The sequence below is a fragment of the Kribbella hippodromi genome (genome assembly GCF_039531045.1).
GTDB lineage: Bacteria > Actinomycetota > Actinomycetes > Propionibacteriales > Kribbellaceae > Kribbella > Kribbella hippodromi.
In genome coordinates this window covers 75,466-98,128 of the sequence record NZ_BAAAPH010000009.1, presented here as the reverse complement: position 1 = coordinate 98,128, position 22,663 = coordinate 75,466, and the positions used below count along the sequence as shown (strand labels likewise).

Annotated in this window: 24 protein-coding genes; 20 read left to right on the top strand and 4 right to left on the bottom strand. The window is 67.9% G+C overall.

Annotated elements, in window-relative coordinates; genetic code table 11:
• The first annotated feature begins 26 nt into the window (after window positions 1-26).
• The 5 genes from ABD260_RS15885 (at window position 27) to ABD260_RS15865 (ending at window position 4,874) form a co-directional block, all read left to right on the top strand.
• On the top strand, window positions 27-917 hold the full coding sequence (locus ABD260_RS15885; RefSeq protein ID WP_344234295.1) for a class I SAM-dependent methyltransferase: 891 nt from the start codon (window positions 27-29) through the stop codon (window positions 915-917).
• Between the two features lie 94 nt (window positions 918-1,011).
• The gene (locus tag ABD260_RS15880; protein ID WP_344234294.1) at window positions 1,012-2,787 is read left to right on the top strand and encodes a 3-hydroxyacyl-CoA dehydrogenase family protein; all 1,776 of its coding nucleotides are present in this window, start codon (window positions 1,012-1,014) and stop codon (window positions 2,785-2,787) included.
• 40 nt (window positions 2,788-2,827) lie between these two features.
• Window positions 2,828-3,127, top strand: a complete 300-nt coding sequence (locus ABD260_RS15875) for a hypothetical protein (protein ID WP_344234293.1) — start codon at window positions 2,828-2,830, stop codon at window positions 3,125-3,127.
• A complete protein-coding gene (locus tag ABD260_RS15870; RefSeq protein ID WP_344234292.1) occupies window positions 3,124-4,176 on the top strand; it encodes a zeta toxin family protein in 1,053 nt (350 codons plus the stop codon). The genes ABD260_RS15875 and ABD260_RS15870 overlap by 4 nt, the downstream gene beginning before the upstream one ends.
• Complete coding sequence (locus ABD260_RS15865) at window positions 4,173-4,874, top strand: ROK family protein (RefSeq protein ID WP_344234291.1); 702 nt, start codon at window positions 4,173-4,175, stop codon at window positions 4,872-4,874. The genes ABD260_RS15870 and ABD260_RS15865 overlap by 4 nt, the downstream gene beginning before the upstream one ends.
• Here ABD260_RS15865 and ABD260_RS15860 read toward each other — a convergent pair.
• A complete protein-coding gene (locus ABD260_RS15860) occupies window positions 4,853-5,635 on the bottom strand; it encodes a phytanoyl-CoA dioxygenase family protein (RefSeq protein ID WP_344234290.1) in 783 nt (260 codons plus the stop codon). The two genes, ABD260_RS15865 and ABD260_RS15860, sit on opposite strands and share 22 nt — an antisense overlap.
• 49 nt (window positions 5,636-5,684) lie before the next feature.
• Here ABD260_RS15860 and ABD260_RS15855 point away from each other — a divergent pair, with 49 nt between their 5' ends.
• The 4 genes from ABD260_RS15855 to ABD260_RS15840 are packed head-to-tail and all read left to right on the top strand — an operon-like array spanning window position 5,685 to window position 8,953.
• Complete coding sequence (locus tag ABD260_RS15855; protein WP_344234289.1) at window positions 5,685-6,482, top strand: helix-turn-helix domain-containing protein; 798 nt, start codon at window positions 5,685-5,687, stop codon at window positions 6,480-6,482.
• 10 nt (window positions 6,483-6,492) lie between these two features.
• Window positions 6,493-7,350 carry an ABC transporter substrate-binding protein gene (locus ABD260_RS15850; protein WP_344234288.1) on the top strand — a complete coding sequence of 286 codons (858 nt, stop codon included), beginning with the start codon at window positions 6,493-6,495 and terminating at the stop codon, window positions 7,348-7,350.
• Window positions 7,347-8,198 carry an amino acid ABC transporter permease gene (locus ABD260_RS15845; protein WP_344234287.1) on the top strand — a complete coding sequence of 284 codons (852 nt, stop codon included), beginning with the start codon at window positions 7,347-7,349 and terminating at the stop codon, window positions 8,196-8,198. Before ABD260_RS15850 ends, ABD260_RS15845 begins: the two co-directional genes overlap by 4 nt.
• Complete coding sequence (locus ABD260_RS15840; protein WP_344234286.1) at window positions 8,195-8,953, top strand: amino acid ABC transporter ATP-binding protein; 759 nt, start codon at window positions 8,195-8,197, stop codon at window positions 8,951-8,953. Before ABD260_RS15845 ends, ABD260_RS15840 begins: the two co-directional genes overlap by 4 nt.
• Here ABD260_RS15840 and ABD260_RS15835 read toward each other — a convergent pair.
• Complete coding sequence (locus ABD260_RS15835) at window positions 8,935-9,582, bottom strand: LuxR C-terminal-related transcriptional regulator (RefSeq protein WP_344234285.1); 648 nt, start codon at window positions 9,580-9,582, stop codon at window positions 8,935-8,937. The genes ABD260_RS15840 and ABD260_RS15835 overlap by 19 nt on opposite strands.
• The gene (locus tag ABD260_RS15830) at window positions 9,534-10,832 is read right to left on the bottom strand and encodes a sensor histidine kinase (protein ID WP_344234284.1); all 1,299 of its coding nucleotides are present in this window, start codon (window positions 10,830-10,832) and stop codon (window positions 9,534-9,536) included. Before ABD260_RS15830 ends, ABD260_RS15835 begins: the two co-directional genes overlap by 49 nt.
• A gap of 189 nt (window positions 10,833-11,021) precedes the next feature.
• Here ABD260_RS15830 and ABD260_RS15825 point away from each other — a divergent pair, with 189 nt between their 5' ends.
• From ABD260_RS15825 to ABD260_RS15780, 10 genes are all read left to right on the top strand, one after another.
• Window positions 11,022-12,047 carry a fatty acid desaturase family protein gene (locus ABD260_RS15825; RefSeq protein WP_344234283.1) on the top strand — a complete coding sequence of 342 codons (1,026 nt, stop codon included), beginning with the start codon at window positions 11,022-11,024 and terminating at the stop codon, window positions 12,045-12,047.
• A gap of 109 nt (window positions 12,048-12,156) precedes the next feature.
• The gene (locus ABD260_RS15820; protein ID WP_344234282.1) at window positions 12,157-13,551 is read left to right on the top strand and encodes a M28 family peptidase; all 1,395 of its coding nucleotides are present in this window, start codon (window positions 12,157-12,159) and stop codon (window positions 13,549-13,551) included.
• Between the two features lie 30 nt (window positions 13,552-13,581).
• A complete protein-coding gene (locus ABD260_RS15815) occupies window positions 13,582-13,875 on the top strand; it encodes a hypothetical protein (protein WP_344234280.1) in 294 nt (97 codons plus the stop codon).
• A gap of 58 nt (window positions 13,876-13,933) precedes the next feature.
• A complete protein-coding gene (locus ABD260_RS15810; RefSeq protein ID WP_344234279.1) occupies window positions 13,934-14,725 on the top strand; it encodes an alpha/beta fold hydrolase in 792 nt (263 codons plus the stop codon).
• A 107-nt stretch (window positions 14,726-14,832) separates the two neighbouring features.
• Entirely contained in the window at window positions 14,833-15,936 is a 1,104-nt protein-coding gene (locus tag ABD260_RS15805; RefSeq protein WP_344234278.1) for an exo-beta-N-acetylmuramidase NamZ family protein, read from the top strand.
• Window positions 15,936-16,901, top strand: coding sequence for a GNAT family N-acetyltransferase (locus tag ABD260_RS15800; protein ID WP_344234277.1), 966 nt, complete (start codon window positions 15,936-15,938; stop codon window positions 16,899-16,901). The genes ABD260_RS15805 and ABD260_RS15800 overlap by 1 nt, the downstream gene beginning before the upstream one ends.
• A gap of 1 nt (window position 16,902) precedes the next feature.
• A complete protein-coding gene (locus tag ABD260_RS15795) occupies window positions 16,903-18,189 on the top strand; it encodes an ABC transporter substrate-binding protein (RefSeq protein WP_344234276.1) in 1,287 nt (428 codons plus the stop codon).
• The gene (locus tag ABD260_RS15790) at window positions 18,186-19,133 is read left to right on the top strand and encodes a carbohydrate ABC transporter permease (protein WP_344234275.1); all 948 of its coding nucleotides are present in this window, start codon (window positions 18,186-18,188) and stop codon (window positions 19,131-19,133) included. The genes ABD260_RS15795 and ABD260_RS15790 overlap by 4 nt, the downstream gene beginning before the upstream one ends.
• On the top strand, window positions 19,130-20,008 hold the full coding sequence (locus ABD260_RS15785; RefSeq protein WP_344234274.1) for a carbohydrate ABC transporter permease: 879 nt from the start codon (window positions 19,130-19,132) through the stop codon (window positions 20,006-20,008). The genes ABD260_RS15790 and ABD260_RS15785 overlap by 4 nt, the downstream gene beginning before the upstream one ends.
• A 24-nt stretch (window positions 20,009-20,032) precedes the next feature.
• A complete protein-coding gene (locus tag ABD260_RS15780) occupies window positions 20,033-20,779 on the top strand; it encodes a PIG-L deacetylase family protein (protein WP_344234273.1) in 747 nt (248 codons plus the stop codon).
• Between the two features lie 234 nt (window positions 20,780-21,013).
• Here the strand turns inward: ABD260_RS15780 and ABD260_RS15775 are convergent, their stop codons facing one another.
• Entirely contained in the window at window positions 21,014-21,628 is a 615-nt protein-coding gene (locus ABD260_RS15775; protein ID WP_344234271.1) for a helix-turn-helix domain-containing protein, read from the bottom strand.
• Window positions 21,629-21,708: 80 nt separating this feature from the next.
• On the opposite strand from ABD260_RS15775, the gene ABD260_RS15770 reads away from it, so the two are divergent.
• On the top strand, window positions 21,709-22,470 hold the full coding sequence (locus tag ABD260_RS15770; RefSeq protein ID WP_344234270.1) for a phytanoyl-CoA dioxygenase family protein: 762 nt from the start codon (window positions 21,709-21,711) through the stop codon (window positions 22,468-22,470).
• Window positions 22,471-22,663 lie beyond the last annotated feature (193 nt).

Sequence of the window (22,663 nt, the reverse complement as noted above, 5' to 3'; positions counted from 1 at the left end):
GAGGCCGCGCTGGAGTACGTGGCGCCATGAACCTCATGTGCCCCGCCCGGATCCTGCTGCTGCCCGGTGACATCCAGGACGCGACGATCGGCGAGCGGGTCGCACAGGTGTACGCCGGGCCGTTCGAGGCGGCGGCGGGATCGCGGCTGGCGGAGGTGCTTGGCGTCAAGCTGACCGTCGTCCCCGACCTGACTCAGCGGCCGGACGCCGAGCTGCAGGCGATCGCGGACCTGCACCGCGGCGAGACGGTCGTGGTGCTCGGGCTGGACCTGGGCCTCAAACTCCCCGCCACCGTCGAACACACCGGCGACGGCTGGAGCCGCGTACCGACCGACAACGAGCTGACGCTGGCCGCGTACGAACAGGCGGCGGCCAAGTTCCGCGACTCGATCCCGAAGCAGCCGAGCCCGGCGCTCGCGCACCTGATGGACGTGCTGGCCGAGCGGGCCGGTGCGGGCGCGCGGGTGCTCGAGCTCGGCAGCGGTACGGGTGCGGGCGCGCTCGAACTCGAACGGCGCGGCCTGCGGGTACGACGGACCGATGCCGCCATGTCCTTCGTGGAGATGATGCACGCCGACGGTCACCCGGCGGACCGGTTGGACGCGCTCACGGACGATTTCGGTGGACCGTACGCGGCCGTGTACGCGAGCGCGGTCTTCCTGCACTTCGATCGCGCGCAGCTGGCCGGCGTACTGAAGAAGGCAGTGCGGGCCGCGCCGATCCTGGCGTTCACGACCCGTGAGGGCAGCGGCGAGGAGTGGTCGAACCGCTTCCTGGATCTGCCGCGGCAATTCGTCCTGTGGCCCGAGGAGCCGCTGCGCGCGCTGCTGACCGAGACCGGCTGGCGCGTCGACCTCCTGACCCGGGAGGACAGCACCCGGGGCACCTGGCTCCAGGTCCTGGCCGTCCGCGGCTGAGCAGGCGCCGGATGATCGGTGCAAGTGTGAGGTTGACCTCGCCGGTGATACAGCTCATGGGCGGACCACCTCCCGGACTGGCATAGTGCGGAGCATGGCTCGGGAACTGACGACGGTGGGTGTGGTGGGTCTCGGCACGATGGGCGCCGGGATCGCCGAGGTGTTCGCGCGGCACGGGCTGACCGTGGTCGGCGTCGAGCGGGACGACGAAGCCGTGGCCCGCGGCCGTGGGCACATCCAGCACTCGACCGACCGGGCGGTGAAGCGCGGCAAGCTCTCGGTCGAGGACCAGGACGCGCTGTTCGGCCGGGTCACGTTCGCGACCTCGATGGAGGCGCTCGCGGACTGCGACCTGGTGATCGAGGCGGTGGTGGAGCGGCTCGAGCTGAAGCGCGAGATCTTCGGCGCGCTGGACAAGATCGTCCGCGAGGACGCGATCCTGGCCACGAACACGTCGTCGTTGTCGGTGACCGAGATCTCGGTCGCCACCCAGCGGCCGCGGCGCGTGGTCGGCATGCACTTCTTCAACCCGGCTCCGGTGCAGGAGTTCGTCGAGGTGATCAAGACCGTCGTCACCGAGCCGGACGTGGTCGACGACGTCCAGGCGCTGGCGCGCCGGCTCGACAAGGTGCCGGTGGTGGCCGCCGACCGGGCCGGTTTCATCGCGAACGCGCTGCTCTTCGGGTACCTGAACCATGCGGTGTCGATGGTCGAGTCCCGGTACGCCACCCGCGAGGACGTCGACGCGGCGATGCGGCTCGGCTGTGGGTACCCGATGGGTCCGTTGGCGCTGCTCGACCTGATCGGCCTGGACACGGCGTACGAGATCCTGGACACGATGTACAAGCAGGGCCGGAACCGGCTGCACGCGCCGGCGCCGATCCTCAAGCAGATGGTCACCGCCGGGCTGCTCGGCCGGAAGACCGGTCGCGGCTTCTACACGTACGAGGCGCCGGATTCGCCGGTCGTGGTGGACGACGAGAACACTCCGTCGGTACCGGCGGAAGCGCCCGCCGTACGCCCGGTCAAGCAGGTCGGGGTGGTCGGCTCCGGGACGATGGCGGTCGGCATCGTCGAGGTGTGCGCGAAGGCCGGGTACGACGTGCTTTATGTTGCCCGCGGCACCGAAAAGGTGGACCGGGTCCGAGCCACGCTGGAGCGCTCGCTGGAGAAGGGTGTACAGCGCGGCAAACTGTCCAGCGAGGAGCGGGACGCCGCGCTGCGCCGGGTGACCGGTACGGCGAAGCTGGACGATCTTGCCTCCGTCGACCTGGTGATCGAGGCCGTGGTCGAGGAACTGAGCGTCAAGCAGGCACTGTTCGAGAGCTTCGACGAAATCTGCAAACCGGGCGCGATTCTGGCCACGACCACTTCGTCGTTGCCGGTGATCGACCTGGCGATGGCGACGAAGCGGCCGGCCGACGTGATCGGGCTGCACTTCTTCAACCCGGCGCCGGTGATGCAGCTGGTCGAGGTGGTCAGTACGGTTGCCACCGCGCCGGATGTCGCGGACACGGCCGCTGCCGTAGCAGTTGCCGCGGGCAAGCATCCCGTACGCTGCGGGGACCGGGCCGGTTTCATCGTGAACGCGCTGCTGTTCCCGTACTTGAACGATGCCGTCCGGATGCTGGAGGCGCACTACGCCGGCGTGGACGACATCGACGCCGCGATGAAGCTCGGCTGCCGGTTGCCGATGGGGCCGTTCGCGCTGCTCGACGTGGTCGGGCTGGATGTGTCGCTGGCGATCCAGCGCACGCTGTACCTGGAGTTCCGCGAGCCCGGCTTCGCGCCCGCGCCGCTGCTGGAGCACCTGGTGACGGCCGGGTACCTGGGTCGCAAAACGAGCAGAGGCTTCCGCGACTACGCCTGATCCAGGTAGCTTTGCCCTTCCTTGAGAGGGCGGAGGCGCGGTGCCTGGCGATGAGATGGGGCGGCAGCACATCACGGCGGCGCTCGGCGGGCGTGCGATCGCGCCGCTGAGCCACGCGGAGCGGATCGAACGCGAGCAGGTTCACGACCTGATTCAAGCCGTTGTCTCGTGCTGCAACAGCCTGCTCAGCCGGGACGGTGGGACGCGTGCGGCGGAGCGGCTCGCGTTCTACGACGACGAGTTCCGGCGCCGGGACGCGATGAGTGCGTTCGAGCGAGCCGAGGTGATCCGCCGCTACCCGGACCTGCTGGCCGAACTCCGCGCCGAGCTCGACCGGTGAGCGTCGATCCGGCACTGACCGAGGCGGAGCAGGCGGCGGTGCGCAAGCGCCGCATCCTCCAGATCACGCCGCGGGTGGTCCCGGTCCGGCTCCCTGGTCAACGCCCGTTCCTGATCGTGATCGGCGGCCAGCCGGCGGCCGGCAAGTCGACGGTCCAGGCGCTGATCCAGGCCGCGCTTGGCGCCGAGCGGGTGGCGGTGTACGACCGCGACGACGACCCGCCGGCGCATCCACGCTTCGACGCGAACATGCGCGCGAACGGGCTCGACGGCAACCTGGTCATCGCGCGGAGTCTGCCGGAGGATCTGCGCGACCACGTGCTGAATCATCTGCGCACCCAGCAGTACGACGTGATCGCCAGCAGCCCGCTGGGGTCGGAAGTGGCCACCGATTTCTGGGTGAGCGGCTTCCGTCCGCATGGGTACCGGATGGCGGCCGTCTTCATCGCCACCAACGAGGCCAACAGCCTGCTCGGGATGGCGGACCGGTATCAGCGGTCGAAGGACTCGATCGGGTTCGGGAGGTGGCTGGAAAAGGAACTCCACGACGAAGCCGCCGCCGGCATGCCCGACGCGGCCCACGCTGCCGAGCTCCTTGCCCAGTTCGACGACATCTATGTGGTCGATCGCGACGGCAACGTCCTGTACGAGAACCATCGCGACGACCTCGGCTTGATGCCGGCACCGCACGGTGCCCGGCAGACGATCCTCGACGAACGCAACCGCCCACCCACACCCGCCGAACAGCAGTTCTTCCTCAGCACCGCCACGACGCTGCTCGATCGCACCGATCTGGAACCTCCGGTCCGGCACGTGGTCGAGACCGCGATAGACCTGCACAACGCCCGCCCAGCCCCACAACCCCTCACCCGAGGTACCGAGAACCGCCTCGACCTCCGCCTGATGGACCTCCACCGAATGACCAACTCGGGCCTGGTCGTCCCCACCACCATCCCCCTCAAGCAAGACCCGAACGGCCCCACCACCTCAGGCCGCGGCACCGGCCCACCCGGCTGGCGCACCGGCCCACGAGACTCTCCAAACCGATGAGGACCACCATGCTGACAATCGAGGTCGGCGGTTCGTCGAGTCAGGCCCTGCTGATCGACTCGGGTGCACCGGTGCGAGAGGTGCAGCCGGCCGAGTACCGGGATCTGCCCTGGCTGGTTGCCGCGCCGGGGCTGGTGGAAGGGGATCGGGTACGAGGTGCGCACCATCTCGGCTGGATGGACGTGCACATCAGCGACGAACTGGGGATGGCGTCGCCTCCGGTGCTTTCGATGAACGACGCAGAGGCCGCGGCGATCGGAGAGTGGCTACTGCTCGGCCGGCCCCCGGGGATCACGTTGTACGTCGGGATCGGCACCGGTGTCGGCGCGGTCGGGGTCCGCGACGGGGAAGCTGTACCGGTTGAGTTCGGCCATCTGACCTCGTTCGGCGACAAGGTCTGTGCTGGGTGTGGGCGGCTCGGCTGTCTGGATGCGCAGATTGGCGGGCATGCGCTCTCGACGCCGATGTCGGCGGAGGAACTCGAACTTGTGGCTCGCTGTCTGGTCGAGGCGATCGGGGTGCAAGAAGTGGACCGGGTTGTACTGGGTGGTGGTCTGCTTCGTGCGCACCCCGACATCGAGACCGCCGTGCGGGCCGGTGCGGGCGGTCTCGATGTGTTGGGGTCGGGGTGTTCGGGTGAGTACAAGTCGGCCGCGTACCTCGGCCTACTGCACCGTCACGGTTCCATCTCCGCGTAGTCGCCGCAGGGGCCGCCGCCGAGGGCTTCGGGGAGGATGGTTTGGCGGCGGTCGGGGCGGATGAGGGGGTTGTAGAAGGCGGCGATTTCGACGCTGTCTTCGGGGATGTAGTGGAAGATCAGGGCGCGGCGGAAGCGGTCCGGGGTGGTGTTCGGGCGGGAGCCGTGGACGACGCTGCCGTGGAAGAACAGGACGTCGCCGGCCTTCATCTTGGTCTGGACCTTGGTCAGGCCGGCCGGGACCGGGACCTCGGCGTTGGTGAAGGACTCGGTCAGGTCGGCCGGCTCGGGGCAGAGCAGGTCGGTGCGGTGCGAGCCGGGGACGACCGCGAGCCCGCCGTTGTCCGCGTCCACGTCATCGACCGCGATCCAGGCGGCCAGGCAGGTTTCGGGATCGGCGCGCAGGAATGTGTTGTCCTGGTGCAGCGCCTGCCCGCGGGCGCCCGGCGGCTTGAAGTAGAACATCGACTGGGCGCCGAGCGCGGGCCCGATCAGCGCCTGGACAACATCGAGGATCCGGCTGTCGAGCATCAGCTCCAGCGCGACCTTCCCCGCGTCGGTGTCGGTCCGCCGGTGCGGGTGCACGAACCGCGGGTACTTCGCCAGCGGATCGTCGTCCGGTACGCCGTCGTCGATCGCGAGCGAATGATCCACCGCGACCTGCTCCATGAACACTGTGCGGACCCGCTCGACCTCGGCCGGATCGAGCAACTGGGGGACCTGGACGATGCCGTCCTGCTGGTAAACGTCGACAACTGTCATGCCTTCAGGATGCGGCGCGGCACCCGGAGCGACGATAGTCTATCGAGCTGTGAACCTTCGATATCCTGCTGAGTCGCCGCACCCGGCCGTACGCCGGCTGGTGACCGGTGAGTTCGACGAAGGGCCTGAGTACGCGACCTATCGGCACCGCGGTACGACCGACTGGCTGCTCGTCCACACGCTCGCCGGCCAGGGACGATTCGGTCAGCTCCCCGCACTGCCCGGCAGCGTCACGCTGATCCGTCCGGGCGTCCTGCACGACTACGGCACCGTCGGCGACCGCTGGCAGTTCCTGTACGCGCATGTGAACCCGAAACCGGATTGGCTCCCGCTCCTCGACTGGCCGGAAGTTGCTCCCGGCATCGTTCAGCTCCATCCGGCCACGCCCACCTTCGACCGGATCACCGAGCATCTGCGCGACGCCGTACGCCACCAGCACAGTGTGCTTCCCCAGGCCGAGCAGCTGAGCGCGAACTCGCTCGAGGCCGCGCTGCTCTGGTGCGACACGCAGAACCCGAAGGCGGTCCAGATCGACGACCGGTTGCTGCGCGCGATCGAGCTGATCGACCAGGACCTGACCGCGACCCTGGACGTCCCGCGGCTGGCCCGCGCGGTCAACCTCTCGGTGTCCCGGTTCGCGCACCTGTTCCGCGAGCAGCTCGGCGTGGGTCCGCAGCAGTTCGTGGAACGCCGCCGCTTGGACGCCGCGGCCCGCCTGCTGGAACTCACCAGCCGCTCGGTCGCCTCGGTCGCCGCCGCCGTCGGGTACGCCGATCCGCTGTACTTCTCGACCCGCTTCCGTCTGCACACTGGATCAAGCCCCACCGCATACCGGCGGAGGACTTAGCATGCTCCGCATGAGAACGCGTGCAATGGCGGGCCTGGCGGTGCTGGCCCTGGTGGGGTTGGGTGCGTGCGCACCGGAGGACAATTCGTCCGGTGCGGCGGCGACGCCGTCGGGCGCGGAGGCCTGCGCCAAGGACAAGCTGGCGGTGAAGACCGCCGGCACGTTGACTGTCGGGACCGACAAACCGGCGTACGAGCCGTGGTTCAGCGGCAACGATCCGAGCAACGGCAAGGGGTACGAGTCGGCCGTCACCTACGCGGTGGCGAAGAAACTCGGGTTCGAGGCGACCGAGGTGAAGTGGCTGACGGTCCAGTTCAACACCGCGTTCGCGCCCGGCCCGAAGGCATTCGACCTGGATGTGAACCAGGTCTCGATCTCGGCGGACCGGAGCAAGGCGGTCGACTTCTCGTCCGGGTACTACGACGTCCGCCAGACCGTGATCACCACCGCCGGCAGCAAGATCGCGAACGCCAAGTCCGTGGCCGAGCTGGCGGACGCGAAACTCGGTGCTCAGGTGGGTACGACGAGTTACACCGATCTCCGTGACATCGTGAAGCCGAAGCAGACCCCGGCCGTGTTCGACACCAACGACCTGGCCGTGCAGGCGCTGAAGAACAAGCAGATCGACGGCATCGTGGTGGACCTGCCGACCGCGTTCTACATGACCGGGGCGCAGCTCGACAACGGCAAGATCGTCGGCCAGCTGCCGTCCAGCGGCAAGGCGGAGCAGTTCGGTTTCGTACTCGCCAAGGGTTCGAAGCTGACCGGCTGTGTCTCGCAGGCGGTCGACGCGCTCAAGTCGGACGGCACGCTCGCCAACCTGCAGAAGCAGTACTTGACCGAGTCCGGCGCTCCCGAGCTCTCGTGACGCACTGGGAACCGTCGGCGCTCCAGCGGGACCGGATCGCGTACCGCAGCCGGCAGGCCCGGCGATCGACTCTGATCGCCGCGGTCAGCTCGGTGATCCTGCTCGCGCTGGTCGTCGTGGGCGTCACCTCGACGCCCGGCTGGCCGCGGGTCCGGGAGACGTTCTTCGACGTCCATCGCGGCTGGGAAGCGCTCCCGATCGTTGCCCAGGGCCTCTGGCTGAACGTCCGGGTGATGCTGGTCTGCGCGGTCCTGATCGTGGTGATCGGGATGACGCTGGCCATCATGCGTACGCTGCGCGGGCCGATCTTCTTCCCGTTGCGGGTGTTCGCGGCGGCGTACACGGATGTGTTTCGTGGCCTGCCGCTCCTGCTGGTGATCTTCCTGCTCGGTTTCGGCGTACCCGCGTTGCAGTTGCGGGGACTGCCCAATCAGGCGGTGATCTGGGGCGGGGCGGCCCTCGTGCTGACGTACTCCTCGTACGTCGCCGAGGTCTTCCGCGCCGGGATCGAGTCGGTGCATCCGTCCCAACGGGCCGCGGCGCGTTCACTCGGACTGACCTACCGGCAGACGCTGCGCTTCGTCGTCTTGCCGCAGGCCGTACGCCGTGTGCTTCCGCCGCTGCTCAACGATTTCGTCAGCCTGCAAAAGGACTCCGGCCTGATCGCCGTACTGGGCGTGATCGACGCGATCCGGGCCGCCCAGCTCGAAACCGCGATCGACTTCAACTTCACACCGTACGTAGTGGCCGGACTGCTCTTCGTCGCGCTGACCATCCCGTTGACGCGACTGACCGATTACGTGGCCCGCAAACAAGGCTGGTACGGCGGGGGAGGTGGACCGGTATGACCAACTTGCTGAGCATCCGCGGCGTCCGGAAGGCGTACGGCGAGAACGTCGTTCTCGACGGTTTCGATCTGGAAGTCGCGGCGGGGGAGTGCGTGGTCCTGATCGGGGCGTCCGGCTCCGGGAAGTCGACGCTGTTGCGCTGCGTGAACCTGCTCGAGACCGTCGACGACGGTGTGGTCGAGCTGGATGGCGTCGACATCACCGATCCCCGCATCGACGCGGACGAGGTCCGGTCCGGGATCGGGATCGTCTTCCAGTCGTACAACCTGTTTCCGCATCTGAGCGTGCTGGACAACATCACGCTGGCCCCGATCCGGGTCCACAAGGTGCCGCGGGACGCCGCCCGGGCGCGCGCTTTGCAGATGCTGGAACGGGTCGGCCTCGCGGACAAGGCGGCGGCCCGGCCGGACGAACTCTCCGGTGGTCAGCAGCAGCGGGCCGCGATCGCGCGCGCGATGGTCAACTCACCGCAGCTGTTGCTGCTCGACGAGGTCACGTCGGCGCTCGACCCGGAGCTCGTCGGCGAGGTGCTCGACCTGCTCCGCGAGCTGAAGTCGGAGGGGATGACGATGCTCGTCTGCACCCACGAGATGGGCTTCGCCCGCGACGTCGCCGACCAGGTCTGCTTCCTGCACCGCGGCCGCCCGCTGGAGCTCGGCCCGCCCGCGCAGGTCCTGGAGAACCCCCGCGAGCCGCGCACCCGCGAGTTCCTGAGCCGAATCCGGACCGGGAGCTTTCAGCGCGACGACAGATAGGTCAGGACCGCCATCACGCGGCGGTTGTCGTCTTCCGACGGCGGCAGGTCGAGCTTGGCGAAGATGTTGTTGGTGTGCTTGCTGACCGCCTTCTCGGTGACGAACAGCGCGCCGGCGATGGCCGCGTTCGACCGGCCTTCGGCCATCAGGCCGAGCACCTCGGACTCGCGGGGCGTGAGCCGGCTGACCGGGGAGTCCTTGGTGTTCCGGGCGAGGAGCTGACCGATCACGTCCGGGTCCATCGCGGTGCCACCACCGGCGACGCGGCGGACGGCGTCCAGGAACTCGGCGACGTTCGAGACCCGGTCCTTGAGCAGGTACCCGACGCCGCCTCCGCCGCCAGTGAGCAGCTCCCGGGCGTACAGCTGCTCGACGTACTGGGACAGCACCAGGATCGGCAGGCCGGGGACCTGGCTGCGGGCGTCGATCGCGGCCCGCAGGCCCTCGTCGGTGAACGTCGGTGGCAGCCGGACGTCCACGACCGCGACGTCCGGCCGGTGCTCCACCAGCGCGGGTACCAGCCGGGGCCCGTTGTCGACCGCTTCCACGACCTCGAAGTCGTGCGCCTCCAGCAGGCGGATCAGGCCGTCCCGGAGGAGGGCGTGGTCTTCAGCGATGAGGACTCGCAAGGCAGCTCCATGATCACGGTGGTCGGCCCGGCGTTCGGGCTCACCACGGTCAACGTACCGTCGAAGGCGGCCAGCCGCCGTTCGATACCGTACAGACCGCCACCGGGCTTGATCGAGGCACCTCCCACGCCGTCGTCGCCGACGATCATGTGCAGCTTCTCTTCCTCGTGCGTGATCTGGATCCAGGCGTTCGTCGCGGCCGAGTACTTGACCGCGTTCGCGAGGCATTCGGCGACCGCGAAGTACGCCGCCGACTCGACCGGGGCGGCCGGCCGGCCGGGGACGTCGAAGGTGACGTCGACCTTGAACGGGCAGGTCAGCGCGAGCGCCTTGACCGCGCCCTCGAGGCCGCGGTCGGCGAGCACCGGCGGGTGGATGCCGCGGACCAGGTCACGCAGCTCGGACAGCGCCGTGCTGGCCGACTCGCGCGCCTCGGTCAGCAGCGCCGCCGCCTGGGCCGGGTCGCGGGCCACCATCTCCTCGGCCATCCCGAGGTTCATGCTCAGCGCGGCCAGCCGGGCCTGGGCGCCGTCGTGCAGGTCCCGCTCGATCCGGCGCAGCTCGGCCGCCTGGGTGTCGACCGTCTCCGCGCGGGACTCGGACAGCTCCTGGACCCGCATCGCCAGCTTGGCGCTCTCGGTCGGGCCGAGCAGCGAACGGGCCATGAACGCGTTCGCCTTCAGCAGCCGCTCACCGGCGCCTTGCCAGATCAGGAACGCGAGCAGCGCGACCGGCATCATCAGGAAGCTGGTGCCGAAGTTCACCGTGAACAGGCCGCCGAACGGCTCGGTGAAGACACCCTCCGGGGTGACTCCGACCAGCAGCGGGTAGACCAGGTAGAACAGCCCGGCGAGGAACAGCACCGCGCTCAGCAGGCAGAGCGTGAAGCCGAAGATCGCGTTCACCAGCAGCCAGATCAGGTCCCGCCAGGTCTGCGGGTCGGTCATGATCGTCCGGATTCGCATCAGCATGCCGGGCAGCGGCGGCTGCTTGTACGGCCGCGGAATGCGCTCGCCGAGGAAGCCGGCCAGCATCGTCCGGTGGCAGTTCGCGAACCAGCGGGTGGTCGGTACGACCACGAGGAGTAGCGGGATACCGACCCAGACCGCAATCAGCGGCACGGACACCACGCCGAGCACGAACAGCGCGATCCCGAGCTCGGCCACGATGGCGAGGAAGAGCGCGATCCAGGGCTGCGCGAGCCGCGGGTACCGCATCGGCGGTGCCTCGGTGAGGGCGACGGTTGTCATGCCTCCATCATGACCCAGCGTGGGATCTGGCTCAGGGGAGTTAACTCCACCAGGGCCCGGGCCTCAGCTCCCCGGTCACTCCGGGTAGTAGCACTCATGTTTTCCGCGGTTAGGGCGACAAGGATTGATGCCGTACGCTGGCCGCGGCTGTACGCCTAGGCCCCCCACCGAACCCGAGACGAGGACCTGATGGCTCAGCCACCTGTGTTAGCTCCCCCTGCCCGCGGAAGTGATTTCTCGCCGCTGCTGCGCGAGATCAAGTCGGCCGGTTTGCTGGAGCGGCGGACGGCCGCGTACGCGATGGCGATCGGGATCAACGTCGCCTTGATGGCGCTCACCTGGGCCGGGATCGCCGTCGTCGGCGCGTCCTGGTGGGTACTGCTGCTCGCGCTTCCGCTGGGGGTTCTGACCACCCGGGCGGCGTTCTTCGGGCACGATGCGGGGCACCAGCAGATCGCCAGCTCGCGCAAGCTGCACGACTGGGTCGGGATGCTGCACGGCAACCTGCTGCTGGGCATGAGCTACGCGTGGTGGAACGACAAGCACAACCGGCACCACGCCAACCCGAACCACACCGACAAGGACCCGGACGTCGGCGAGGGCGTACTGGTCTGGACCCTCGAGCAGGCGTCCGGCCGGAAGGGCCTGGAGGGCTGGCTGACCCGGAACCAGGCGCGGATCTTCTTCCCGCTGCTGACCCTGGAGGGTTTCAACCTCAAGGTGTCGAGCATCCGCTTTCTGCTCGCCCGCAAGCGCGAGCAGAAGGTCGAGCTCGGGCTGATGGCGGCGCACCTGATGCTGTACTTCACCGCGCTGTTCCTGATCATGTCGCCGGCCCAGGCGCTGGTGTTCGCGCTGGTCCACCACATGATCTTCGGCCTGCACCTCGGCAGCGTGTTCGCGCCGAACCACAAGGGCATGGAGATGCCGGAGGACGACACCAACTGGGGTCACCTGGAGAAGCAGGTGCTGACGTCGCGGAACGTGAACGGCGGTCTGGTGATCGACTGGATGATGGGCGGGCTCAACTACCAGATCGAGCACCACCTCTTCCCGAGCATGCCGCGGGCCAATCTGCGGTTCGCGCAGCCGATGGTCAAGGCGTACTGCGAGAAGATCGGAATGCCCTATCTTTCAACGGGTCTGATCGATTCGTACCGAATGGGGTTGCGCCACATGCACGAGGTCGGCGCCGAACTTCGCGCGCAGGCGTAACGATCCCGGGGGAACCCCTCGCATTCACGAGTAACCCCTAGGCGACTCAGTCGCACGTCGGTTACGGTCTGGGCTCTCGGGGCCGCCCACCTCTCGTGAGGAGACCTACATGACCGAACGATCCGGTCTGAGTCGCCGGGGACTGCTCGGCGCTGCCGCCGGCGTCACCGCCGCGACCGCACTGACCGCCGCCACGCCTGCCTGGGGTGTCGACGACCTTCGGCCCGGGGCGGTGAACAAGCCGAAGCTGGACCGGTACGACCGGGAGATCGTGTCCGGCCTGTCCTCGGACCGCGCGCTGCAGCACCTGCAGGTGCTGTCCGAGAAGATCGGCCCGCGGATCGGCGGCACGGCGAGCGAGAAGCGCGCTGCCGACTACATCGCCGGGCAGCTGGACAAGTTCGGGTACCGGACCCGGCTCGAGCCGTTCCCAGTGGCCGACAAGTTCCTGGCCCAGATCACCGACGTCCGCGGCATGCTGCCGGACGACATCTGCTGGCAGGCCGGTGCCGCGCCGGGCGGCAAGCTGGACGTGACCGTGGAGGGTCCGGTACGCGACGCCGGCGCGGCGACCGCTCCGGTCTGGCCGGCTGACGTACGCGGCGCGATCGTGATCGCCGACGACACCGCGGCCGCGCGGCCCGCGTTCGTCGCGGAGGCCGCCAGCCGTGGCGCGGTCGGCGTGATCCTGCTGCCGGCCGACCAGGTGTACCCGCGGCGTGCGTCGGCGTTCTCGCCGGCCGGGCTGACCGACGCGCCGATCCCGGTGATCGGCGTCGCGCAGGTGCAGAAGCGGCTGATCCGCGAGGCCCTTGCTGTTGTCACCTCATTGCCGTTGAAGATCAGTACCTCGGCACACCGCGGCCTGATCTCGAACAACGTGATCGGCGAGCGGCGCGGCAAGTCGGGTACGAACGGCCCGATCGTGATGGTGAGTGGTCACTACGACTCGGTGATCGGCGCACCGGGCGCGAACGACGACGGCTCCGGCACCGTGCTGACGATGGAGCTGGCCCGCGTGTTCAGCCGGATCCCGACGAACGCGACGCTGCGGTTCGCGCTCTGGGGCTCGGAGGAGCAGGGCCTGATCGGCTCCCGCTATCACGTGGCGCAGCTCGCCCAGGATCAGCGCGACCGGTACCAGGCCGTCTTCCAGAACGACATGGTCGCGACCAGTTGGGACCCCGCGGTGACGTACTGGCTGCTGTCCTTCACCGGGCTCGCCAACGCCGCGACGGACTCGGTCCGGGGCGCTGGGCAACGACTCGGGTACGACTCGCAACTGGTCGGCCCGGTTCAGCGTGGCGCCTCCGACCACCAGTCCTTCCAGGAGGTCGGGATCGCGTCCGCGAACTTCTCCTGGCGGGGCGAGATCGCACCGTCGTACCTGGAGCCGCCGTACCACTCGCCGGAGGACACGATCGCGAAGAACGTCAGCCTGGAGCGTCTCCAGGTGTCGATGGAGCTGATCGGTTGCGCCGCGTACGCGGTCGCGCGTCAGTGAACTAGCCGGTGCGGCTAGCCTTGAGGGGCTATGTCGCGCCGAAAGCCTTCCAAATGGCAGCGGCCGGTCAGTGACCGGCCGCTGCTTGGTGGTACCCAGAACCGGGAGCAGAAGGCCGGCGGTGAGTGGATCGTCCGGCGGGTCTCGGGGTCGGCGTCGGCGAAGTCGTACCGCTGCCCCGGGTGTGACCAGCAGATCCTGCCCGGGACGCCGCATGTGGTGGTGTGGCCGGAGAACCAGAGTCTGCTCGGCGCGATCTCCGGCGGTCAGTCGCTGGACGAGCGGCGGCACTGGCACTCGGCCTGCTGGCAGCGCAGCCACTGACAGCGCTGTCACCAGACCAAGCGCGGCCACTGAACAATCAGTACTGGAAGGTGTGTTGATGAAGCTCCCGGTGACTTCGTACGGTGAGTCGGGTACGCCGGTCGTGGTGATGCACGGCCTGTTCGGCTCCGGCCGGAACTGGATGACCGCCGCGCGCCGGCTCGCGGACCGGCACCGGGTGTACGCGTTCGACCTGCGCAATCACGGCGGCTCACCGCACGTACCGACGATGAGCTACCCGGAGATGGCTGACGATGTCCGCGAGACGATCGAGTCGCTCGGGACCGGACCGGTCGCACTGGTCGGGCATTCGATGGGCGGCAAGACAGCGATGTACACGGCGCTGCGGTACCCGGCCGTGGTCGAGCGCTTGATCGTCGTCGACGCGGCACCGATCACGTACCCGCCGGCGTTCGTCGAGTACGCGCGGGCGATGCGGGCGGCGGATCTGTCGTCGGTGACCCGGCGCGCCGATGTGGATGCGCAGCTGGTGGAGGCGGTGCCGACGCCTGGTACGCGGGCGTTCTTGCTGCAGAACCTGATCATGGATGCGGACGGGGCGCGCTGGCGGCCGAACCTGCCGGTGATCGAAGCAGCACTGCCTGCGATTTCCGGCTGGCCCAGCGAGGCGGCCGGGCTGACTTACGCCGAGCCGACGTTGTTCATCTACGGCGGCAAGTCGGACTACGTACAACCGGTGCATCGTGCAACGATCGCCGAGTACTTCCCGAACGTCGCGTACGTCGAGGTACCGGAGGCCGGCCACTGGGTGCACGCGGAGCGGCTGGACGACTTCTTGGCGGCTTTGAGACCCTTCCTTCCACGGAGTGGACAACACAGCATTCCATGACGTGGACCAAACCGTGACCGTAATCCATTGACCTTCTGCCGATCGCGTCGGTAAGTTTTCAACCTAGTTCCTGCACGATCCTTGAACTGGGTTGGTTGGTGGTAGCAATGATGGTCCGGACCGGCGCACAGCGTCTGGCCGAGGACCGGGGGCTGGTGCCCGACGGGCGCCTCGGACTGATCACGAACTTCACCGGCGTACTGCCGGATCTCACCCCGACGTCAGTGGCGTTGCGGGCGGCCGGTCTGCCGTTGACCGCGCTGTTCGGCCCCGAGCACGGTCTGCGCGGCACCGCGCAGGCGGGGGCGAGTGAAGCCGAAGGGATCGATCCCGACACCGGCCTCCCGGTGTTCGACACGTACTTGAAAGAAGGAGAGCAGCTCGACGAGCTGTTCGCGGACGTCGACGTGCTGCTGTTCGACATCCAGGACATCGGCGCGCGGTTCTACACCTACGTCTGGACGATGTACGACTGCCAGCAGGCGGCGGCCCGGCTGGGCAAGCCGTTCGTCGTACTGGACCGGCCGAACCCGCTCGGCGGTGTGAAGGTCGAAGGACCGATGCTGCAGCCCGGGTTCGAGAGCTTCGTCGGCCGGGCGCCGATCCCGCTCCGGCACGGGCTGACCGTCGGCGAGCTCGCCAAGCAGTTGGGCGAGGCAACAGTCGTCACCGTCGAAGGCTGGCAGCGGGACTCGACCGTCACCGGGTTGCCCTGGGTGCCGCCGTCGCCGAACATGCCGACGCCGGACACCGCGCTGGTCTATCCCGGGACGGGACTGTTCGAAGGCACGAACCTGAGCGAGGGACGCGGGACGACGCGGCCGTTCGAGACGATCGGCGCGCCGTACGTCGACGATCGCCTCGTTCCCGCGCTGCAAGCCTGCGACCTGCCGGGCGTGATCTTCCGGCGGACCTGGTTCGAGCCGGTGTTCAGCAAGCACGCCGGTCAACCGGTGTCAGGTGTTCAGTTGCACCTCGTCGATCGCGAGGCGTTCGAGCCGGTACGGACCGCGCTGGTGATGCTCCGGGTGCTGAAGGAGCTTTATCCGGATGACTTCGGCTTGCTGCCGTCGTTGGACAAGCTGTGGGGATCGGACTCGCTGACCAAGGCCCTCGAGGCCGGCGACGACCCGCTCGATCTCTTGCCTCCGGCAACCACTCCCGCGGACTGGGTCCGGCCGGGCGTACTGCTCTACGAAAGGACTGTGTGATGATCCGTTCGTTCCAGGTCGGTGACGGGCCGGCGCTGGCGGCAGCCTGGACGGCAGCGGCACCGGCCGACCCGATCGGCTACCAGCGGCTCCGCGACCTGTTCCTGCTGGACCGCAACTTCGATCCGGCCGGTCTTCAGGTTGCCGTGATCAATGATCAGATTGTCGGCGCGGCACTGGCGATCCGGCGGCTGATCGCGGTCGACGCCGACGACCTCGAACCGGCCTCGGGCTGGATTCCGTTCTTCTTCGTGCATCCGGACCATCAGGGCCAGGGGATCGGCCGGGAGTTGCTGACCGCGGCGACCGACTGGCTCCGGTCGCACGGGCGGACCGAGGTGTTCTTCTCCTCGTACACGCCGAACTACTTCCTCCCCGGCCTGGACGCCACGCGCTACCCGGCCGCGGCGAAACTGCTGGCCGGCCTCGGGTTCGCGAAGCAGTACGACGCGGTCGCGATGGACCGGAGCCTGGTCGGGTACGCGATTCCGGACGATGTACGCAAGCGCATCGACGCCCTGCTCGCGGACGGGTACACGTTCGGTACACCATCGGGTGACGAGCTGACCGAGCTGATCTCGATCGCCGGCAACGAGTTCAACCCGGACTGGTCGCGGGCGATCCGCGAAGGTGTCGTGTCCGGTCTGCCGCTGGAGCGGATCGTGGTGGCGCGCGAACCCGGCGGCCGGATTCTCGGCTGGGCGATGCACGGCACGTACGAGAGTGTGATCGACCGGTTCGGGCCGTTCGGGGTGCTGCCGGCCTCCCGCGGGACCGGGCTGGGCAAGGTGCTGCTGCACCTGACGCTGGAACGGATGGTTGCCGCGGGGGCACATTCCGCCTGGTTCCTGTGGACCGGCGAGAAGTCGGCGGCCGGACAGCTGTATCTGAAGACGGGGTTCGACATCACCCGCACGTTCACCATCCTCCGGGCGCAGCTGCTCCCGGCCGACGGGAAGGAATGAGATGCGCATCTCGAGAGGACTGAGTCTTGCCGTTGCAGCCGGTTTGCTGGCCACGGCGGCGGCTTGCGGCAGCGGCGGCTCCAGCGGCGGCGGCAGTGGGGACAAGGTCGAGCTGACCCTGCTCAGCCACTACAGCGACGGGCCGTCCAAGGAAGGCCTGGACAAGATGATCCAGGAGTGGAACAAGGACAACCCGAAGATCCAGGTGAAGGCACAGGTGGTCAAGTTCGACGACCTGCTCACCACGATGACGGTCCGGCAGACCGGCGGCCGGGGCGCGGACATCGTCAGCGCGTACGGGCTGTGGGGCGGCCAGCTGATGAAGGCGAACGTGGTCGCGAAGGTCCCGGACGACATCAGCAAGAAGATCAAGGCCGAGTACAGCCCGGCCGCGCTCGGTGCGGTCACCACCGGCGACACCCTGCTCGGGTACCCGACCGAGCTGAACACGTACGTGCTGTTCTACAACAAGAAGATCCTCGCCGCGGCCGGTATCACCAAGCCGCCGACGACCTGGGCCGAGCTCGCCGACGCGGCCAAGAAGACGGTCAAGCGTGATGCCAAGGGCAACATTCAGGTCGAGGGCCTGAGCCTGATCCAGGACGGCGACAACAAGTCCGTACACCCGTTCCTATCGCTGCTGAACTCGGCCGGCGGCAAGTTCCTCGGTCCGGACGGCTCGCCGCAGTTCGACAACGACCAGGGCAAGGCGGCGCTCAAGTTCGAGGCCGACCTGGCCGCCGCGAAGGCGACCAACCCGTCGATCTCGCCGACCAAGCAGTTCCGCAGCGGCGGCGTCGCGATGGCGATCCAGGCCGGCTGGTGGATCGGCAGCCTGAAGACCCAGATGAAGGACAAGTACGGCACCGACGTCGGTGTCGCCGCGATCCCGGGCCCGACGCCGGGCAGCAAGGGCTCGCTGGCGTACGGGTTCTTCATGGGCGTGAACGAGCGCAGCAAGCACGCCGCCGAGGCGTGGAAGTTCCTCACCTGGATGAACGAGCACAAGGCTGCCAGCGGGAACGTCACCGAGACCGGCAAGTGGCTCGCCGACCAGGGCCTGATCCCGCCGCGGACGGCGGACCAGGAGGAGTACAAGAAGTCGCTGGCCGACCCGAACATGGCGCCGATCTACGAGGCGGCCACGTACGCGATGGCCGAGCCGAACCAGCCCGGCGCGTACGAGGCGAAGACGGCACTGCACAACGCGATCATGGGCGTACTGACCAACGGTGCCAGCCCCGATGACGCGCTGGCGCAGGCGGCGAAGGCGGTCAAGCCGCAATGACGACCGCGGTCAGCAAGGCCGGCACCGACCACACCGTGGCGGCGCCGGTCTCGCGGCCCGGCAAGCTGCACCGGGAAGGGCGCGCGGCGTACCTGTTCCTGTCGCCGGCGCTGCTCTTCTTCTGCATCTTCCTGATCCTGCCGTTCATCTTCGCGATCGTGCTCGCGTTCTCGAACTGGGGCGGCTTCGACCTGGGCACGATGAAGTGGTCCGGGATCGCGAACTTCAAGGAAGTGCTCAGCTTCGACGGCACGTTCGTGAAGCCGATCCTGGTGAACACACTGCTGTTCGCGTTCGGCGCGGTGTTCATGGCGACCTTCGGCTCCGTACTGGTGGCCTACTGCATCGACCGGCTGTCCTTCCAGGGCTTCTGGCGGGTGCTGTACTTCCTGCCGGTGGTCGCCACGGTGGTTGCCATCGGCAATGTCTGGAAGATGATGTACCAGCCGGCCGGGCTGATCAACGCGGTGCTGAACAAGCTCGGCGTGAACAGCGTCGGCTTCCTGTCCGATGCCTCGTACGCGCTGCCGTCGGTGACCGTCGTGCACGCCTGGGCGTCGATCGGCGGCGCGGTACTGATCCTGACCGCCGGCCTGAAGGCGATCCCGGACATGTACTACGAGGCGGCCGAGATGGACGGCGCCAACGCGTGGCACATGTTCTGGTCGATCACGCTGCCGTTGCTGCGGCCGGCGCTGCTGTTCGTCCTGATCACGCAGTTCATCGGCGGGTTGCAGTCGTTCGCGCTGATCATCGTGATGACCGGTGACGGCGGCCCGGTGAACGCCACCAACGTGGCCGCGTTCGAGATGTACCAGCGCGCGTTCAAGTACGGCGCGTGGGGTACGGCGAGCGCGATGGCGATGGTGCTGTTCGTGATCATCCTGGCGATCACGCTGCTGCAGCTGTGGGTCGCCCGGCGGCGTGGAGAGGAGACCTCGTGAAACGGCGGCGCGGCAAGTTCCCGTGGTTCGCGTACCTGGTGGTGATCCTCGGCGCGGTGGCGATGGTGATGCCGTTCCTGGACATGGTGATGAGCTCGTTCAAGGGCGCGGGCGAGTACGGCGTGATCCCGTACAAGCTGCTGCCCGAGTCGTTCAACCTGGACAACTACAAGGAGGCGTTCTCCCAGCTGGAGCTGCCCCGGTTGTTCAAGAACAGTGTGATCGTCACGGTCAGCGTCACCGTCTCCGTACTGATCACGTCGTCGATGGCCGGGTACGCGCTGGCGAAGCTGCGGTTCCGCGGCCGGGCGGTGATCTTCCGGTTCATCCTGGCGACGATGATGCTGCCGCCGTTCCTGCTGCTGATCCCGACCTTCCTGATCATGCTGAACTGGCCGCTGGCCGGCGGCAACGACATCCTCGGCCGCGGCGGCGACGGCGGGCTGACCACCAGCCTGATCTCGCTGATCCTGCCGTTCACGGTGTCCGGGTTCGGGATCTTCCTGATGCGGCAGTTCATGGTGTCGCTGCCGGACGAGATGCTCGAGGCGGCCAAGATCGACGGCGCCAACCAGTGGCAGACCTGGCGGCTGATCGTGCTCCCGCAGACCAAGCCGGTGGCGATCACGCTCGGGCTGATCACCTTCATCGGCACCTGGAACGAGTACATCTGGACGCTGCTGATCTCGTCCTCCGACCCCGACCTGCAGACGCTGCCCGTCGGCATCCAGCTGCTGCAGAGCTTCCTCGACCCGGACCGGACGATGCCGATCGTGATGGCCGGCCTGGTGATCAGCACGCTGCCGGTGCTGGTCGTGTTCCTGATCTTCCAGAAGTACTACGTCCGCGGCGTCGTACTCAGTGGCCTGAAATGATGAGTTTCCAGTGAGGAGTTTCCTATGAGCAACAGCGTGCTCGCCATCGGCGGACACATTGGCGACATGGACCTGACCGCCGGACCGACGCTCGCCAAGCTGGTGCTGGAGGGCGCGTCGGCGACGATCGTGGCGCTCACCCCTGGCGAGCGCGGCCACCCGCGGCTGTCGCCGGCCGAGTACAAGAAGCAGAAGATCGCCGAGGGAACTGCGTTCGCGGAGGCGATCGGCGCCGACTTCCAGGTGCTGGACAACAGCGACGGCTTCCTGCCCGACACCGACGACGTGGCGCTGCAGCTGGCCCGGATCATCCGCGAGAAGCAGCCGGACACGATCATCACGCACTGGAAGCACTCGATTCACCGCGACCACGAGCACACCGCCGTACTCGCCGAACGGGCCCGCTTCCTGGCCGGGCTGCCGGTCGTACCCGAGGACGACTTCGCGGCGATGTCGCCCTATCCCGAGCTGGCCGCGAAGCTCGCCGAACTCCCGCGGCACGGCGTCCGCTCGTTCCTGCACGCCGAGAACTGGGAGGACATGGAGGGCTTCACCCCGTCGCTTTATGTCCCGATCCCCGAGGAGGCCTTCTACCGCTGGGTCTCCGCGATCCGTCACCAGGCCTTCGCCCGCGGCGAAACCTACGGGTTCCGCTACATCGACTACTACACCGCCCTGATGACCACCCGCGGCTGCCTTGCCTCGTACCCCCGGGCCTGCGCCTTCCATACCAACCAGTCCCCAGAGGTCACCAAACTCGCCGGCCCGTAATCTGTCCGCCATGCTCACCATAGGTCGGTTGGATGATTCTGATCGGGGTACCTGGCAGGAGTTGTTTGCCGGGTACAACGAGTTCTACGGGCGGACGATGCCGGACGAGTTCTTTGCCCGGGCCTGGGATCGCTTCGCGCGGGACGAGGAAGTGCATGCGTTGGGAGCACGGCTGGACGGACAGTTGGTCGGGAGCGCGCATTTCCTGACGCATGGTGGCGGAGAACCGGGGCTTCATCCTTTATGTGATTCCGCTGTAGCGCCTCGGAGAGCGCCTGGGGCGGTGCCGGTGGCTGCTTTGATGTGGCGGGAGAGGTGGCTGGCGGAGTTGTAGCCGGTCAGCGACGCGATGGCCTGGAGCGGCAGCGTCGAGTTGCGGATATGCGCCAGCGCGTGCCGGAGGCGTACGTCGAGCTCTTTCAGCAAGAGCTGGCTGAGTTCGTCGCTGTCGGGGGAGGGGTGGGTCGACTCGTGGACCAGGGCGTCGAACACCCGGCCGAGGGTGTGGCCGGCGTCGTCGTAGCAGAGTCGCGGCCAGGGGTGGTTGGATGCGGCATCGACCTGGAGGAAGCGGTTCGTGTAGCCGGTGCGGCTCTGTTCGGCGTGCCAGGTGCTTGGTGGGGTGAGTAGGACAGTGCCGGGCGTGGCTGCGTATGTCTTTGGCCCGACGGGGCAGGTGATGCGGCCGCTCACGTAGTACACGAGCTCCCATGAGGTGTGGGCGTGCAGGGGGTAGTCCTTGCCCGGTGCGGCCGTGTGGATGCCGGCGCCGAGGATCTTTGGCGATTTGTGCATCGGTGTCGTCGCCTTCTGCATTGTTTCGGCGGTGGTTGCGGTCGATGCTGTCATCGATTCGTGCATCGTATGACTTCGTGCATCGTGTGACTTCGTGCTTCGTGCTTCGTGCTTCGTGTGAAGGAGTGTTCTGGATGGATATGGCGACTGCATTACGCGACCTCGGCGTGACTGGCGACGTACTTACGCCGGCTGAGAAGTCTTTGCTGGACCGCGACGGTTTCCTCCCGCTGGCGGGGGTCCTGTCGGCTGACGAGGTAGCAGCGTTCAACCGGCGCCTGGCCGAGCTGACCGCAGCTGAAGGCGGCCGCGCCGGCACAGAGGTCCACCAGGAAGCGGGCACCGACCGGCTCGCGGACCTGGTGAACAAGGACCCGATGTTCACGGTGTGCTTCAGCCATCCGCGGGTGCTGGCCGCGATTCACCACGTCCTCGGTGATTTCAAGCTGTCTTCCCTGAACAGCCGCGCCGCCCTGCCCGGGCAGGGCCACCAGTCCCTGCACGCCGACTTCGGTCATCCCGTCGAGCCCGGCGCGTACCAGGTCTGCAACTCGATCTGGCTGCTGGACGACTTCACCCCCGAGAACGGCGCGACCCGCGTCGTACCCGGCTCCCACCGCCGCGGCACCCTCCCCGCCGACGAAATGCCCGACCCAGCCGCCACACACCCCGACCAGATCTCCCTGCTGGCCCCCGCCGGCACCGTCATCATCTTCAACAGCCACCTCTGGCACGGCGGCACCCAAAACCAAACCACCTCTCCCCGCCGAGCCATCCACTCGTACTTCACCACCCGCCCCCAACCCCAACAGCTGGACCAGCAGACGTACATCCGCGTAAACACCTACAACCACCTAACCCCCGCCCACCACCACCACCTCGACGTCCACGCCTAAACCCCCGCCCACCACCACCTCGACGTCCACGCCTAAACCCCCGCCCACCGCCTACCAACTCGGCAAGCACATCCGCGCCCCACGGTCGCCGCATGCCTCAGCCTTAGCCAGCTCACCCTGGCCATGAGCGATCGCCCCGAGCCCCAACAGCTGGCCCAGCCGACCTACCTCCGCGTACACACGTACAACCACC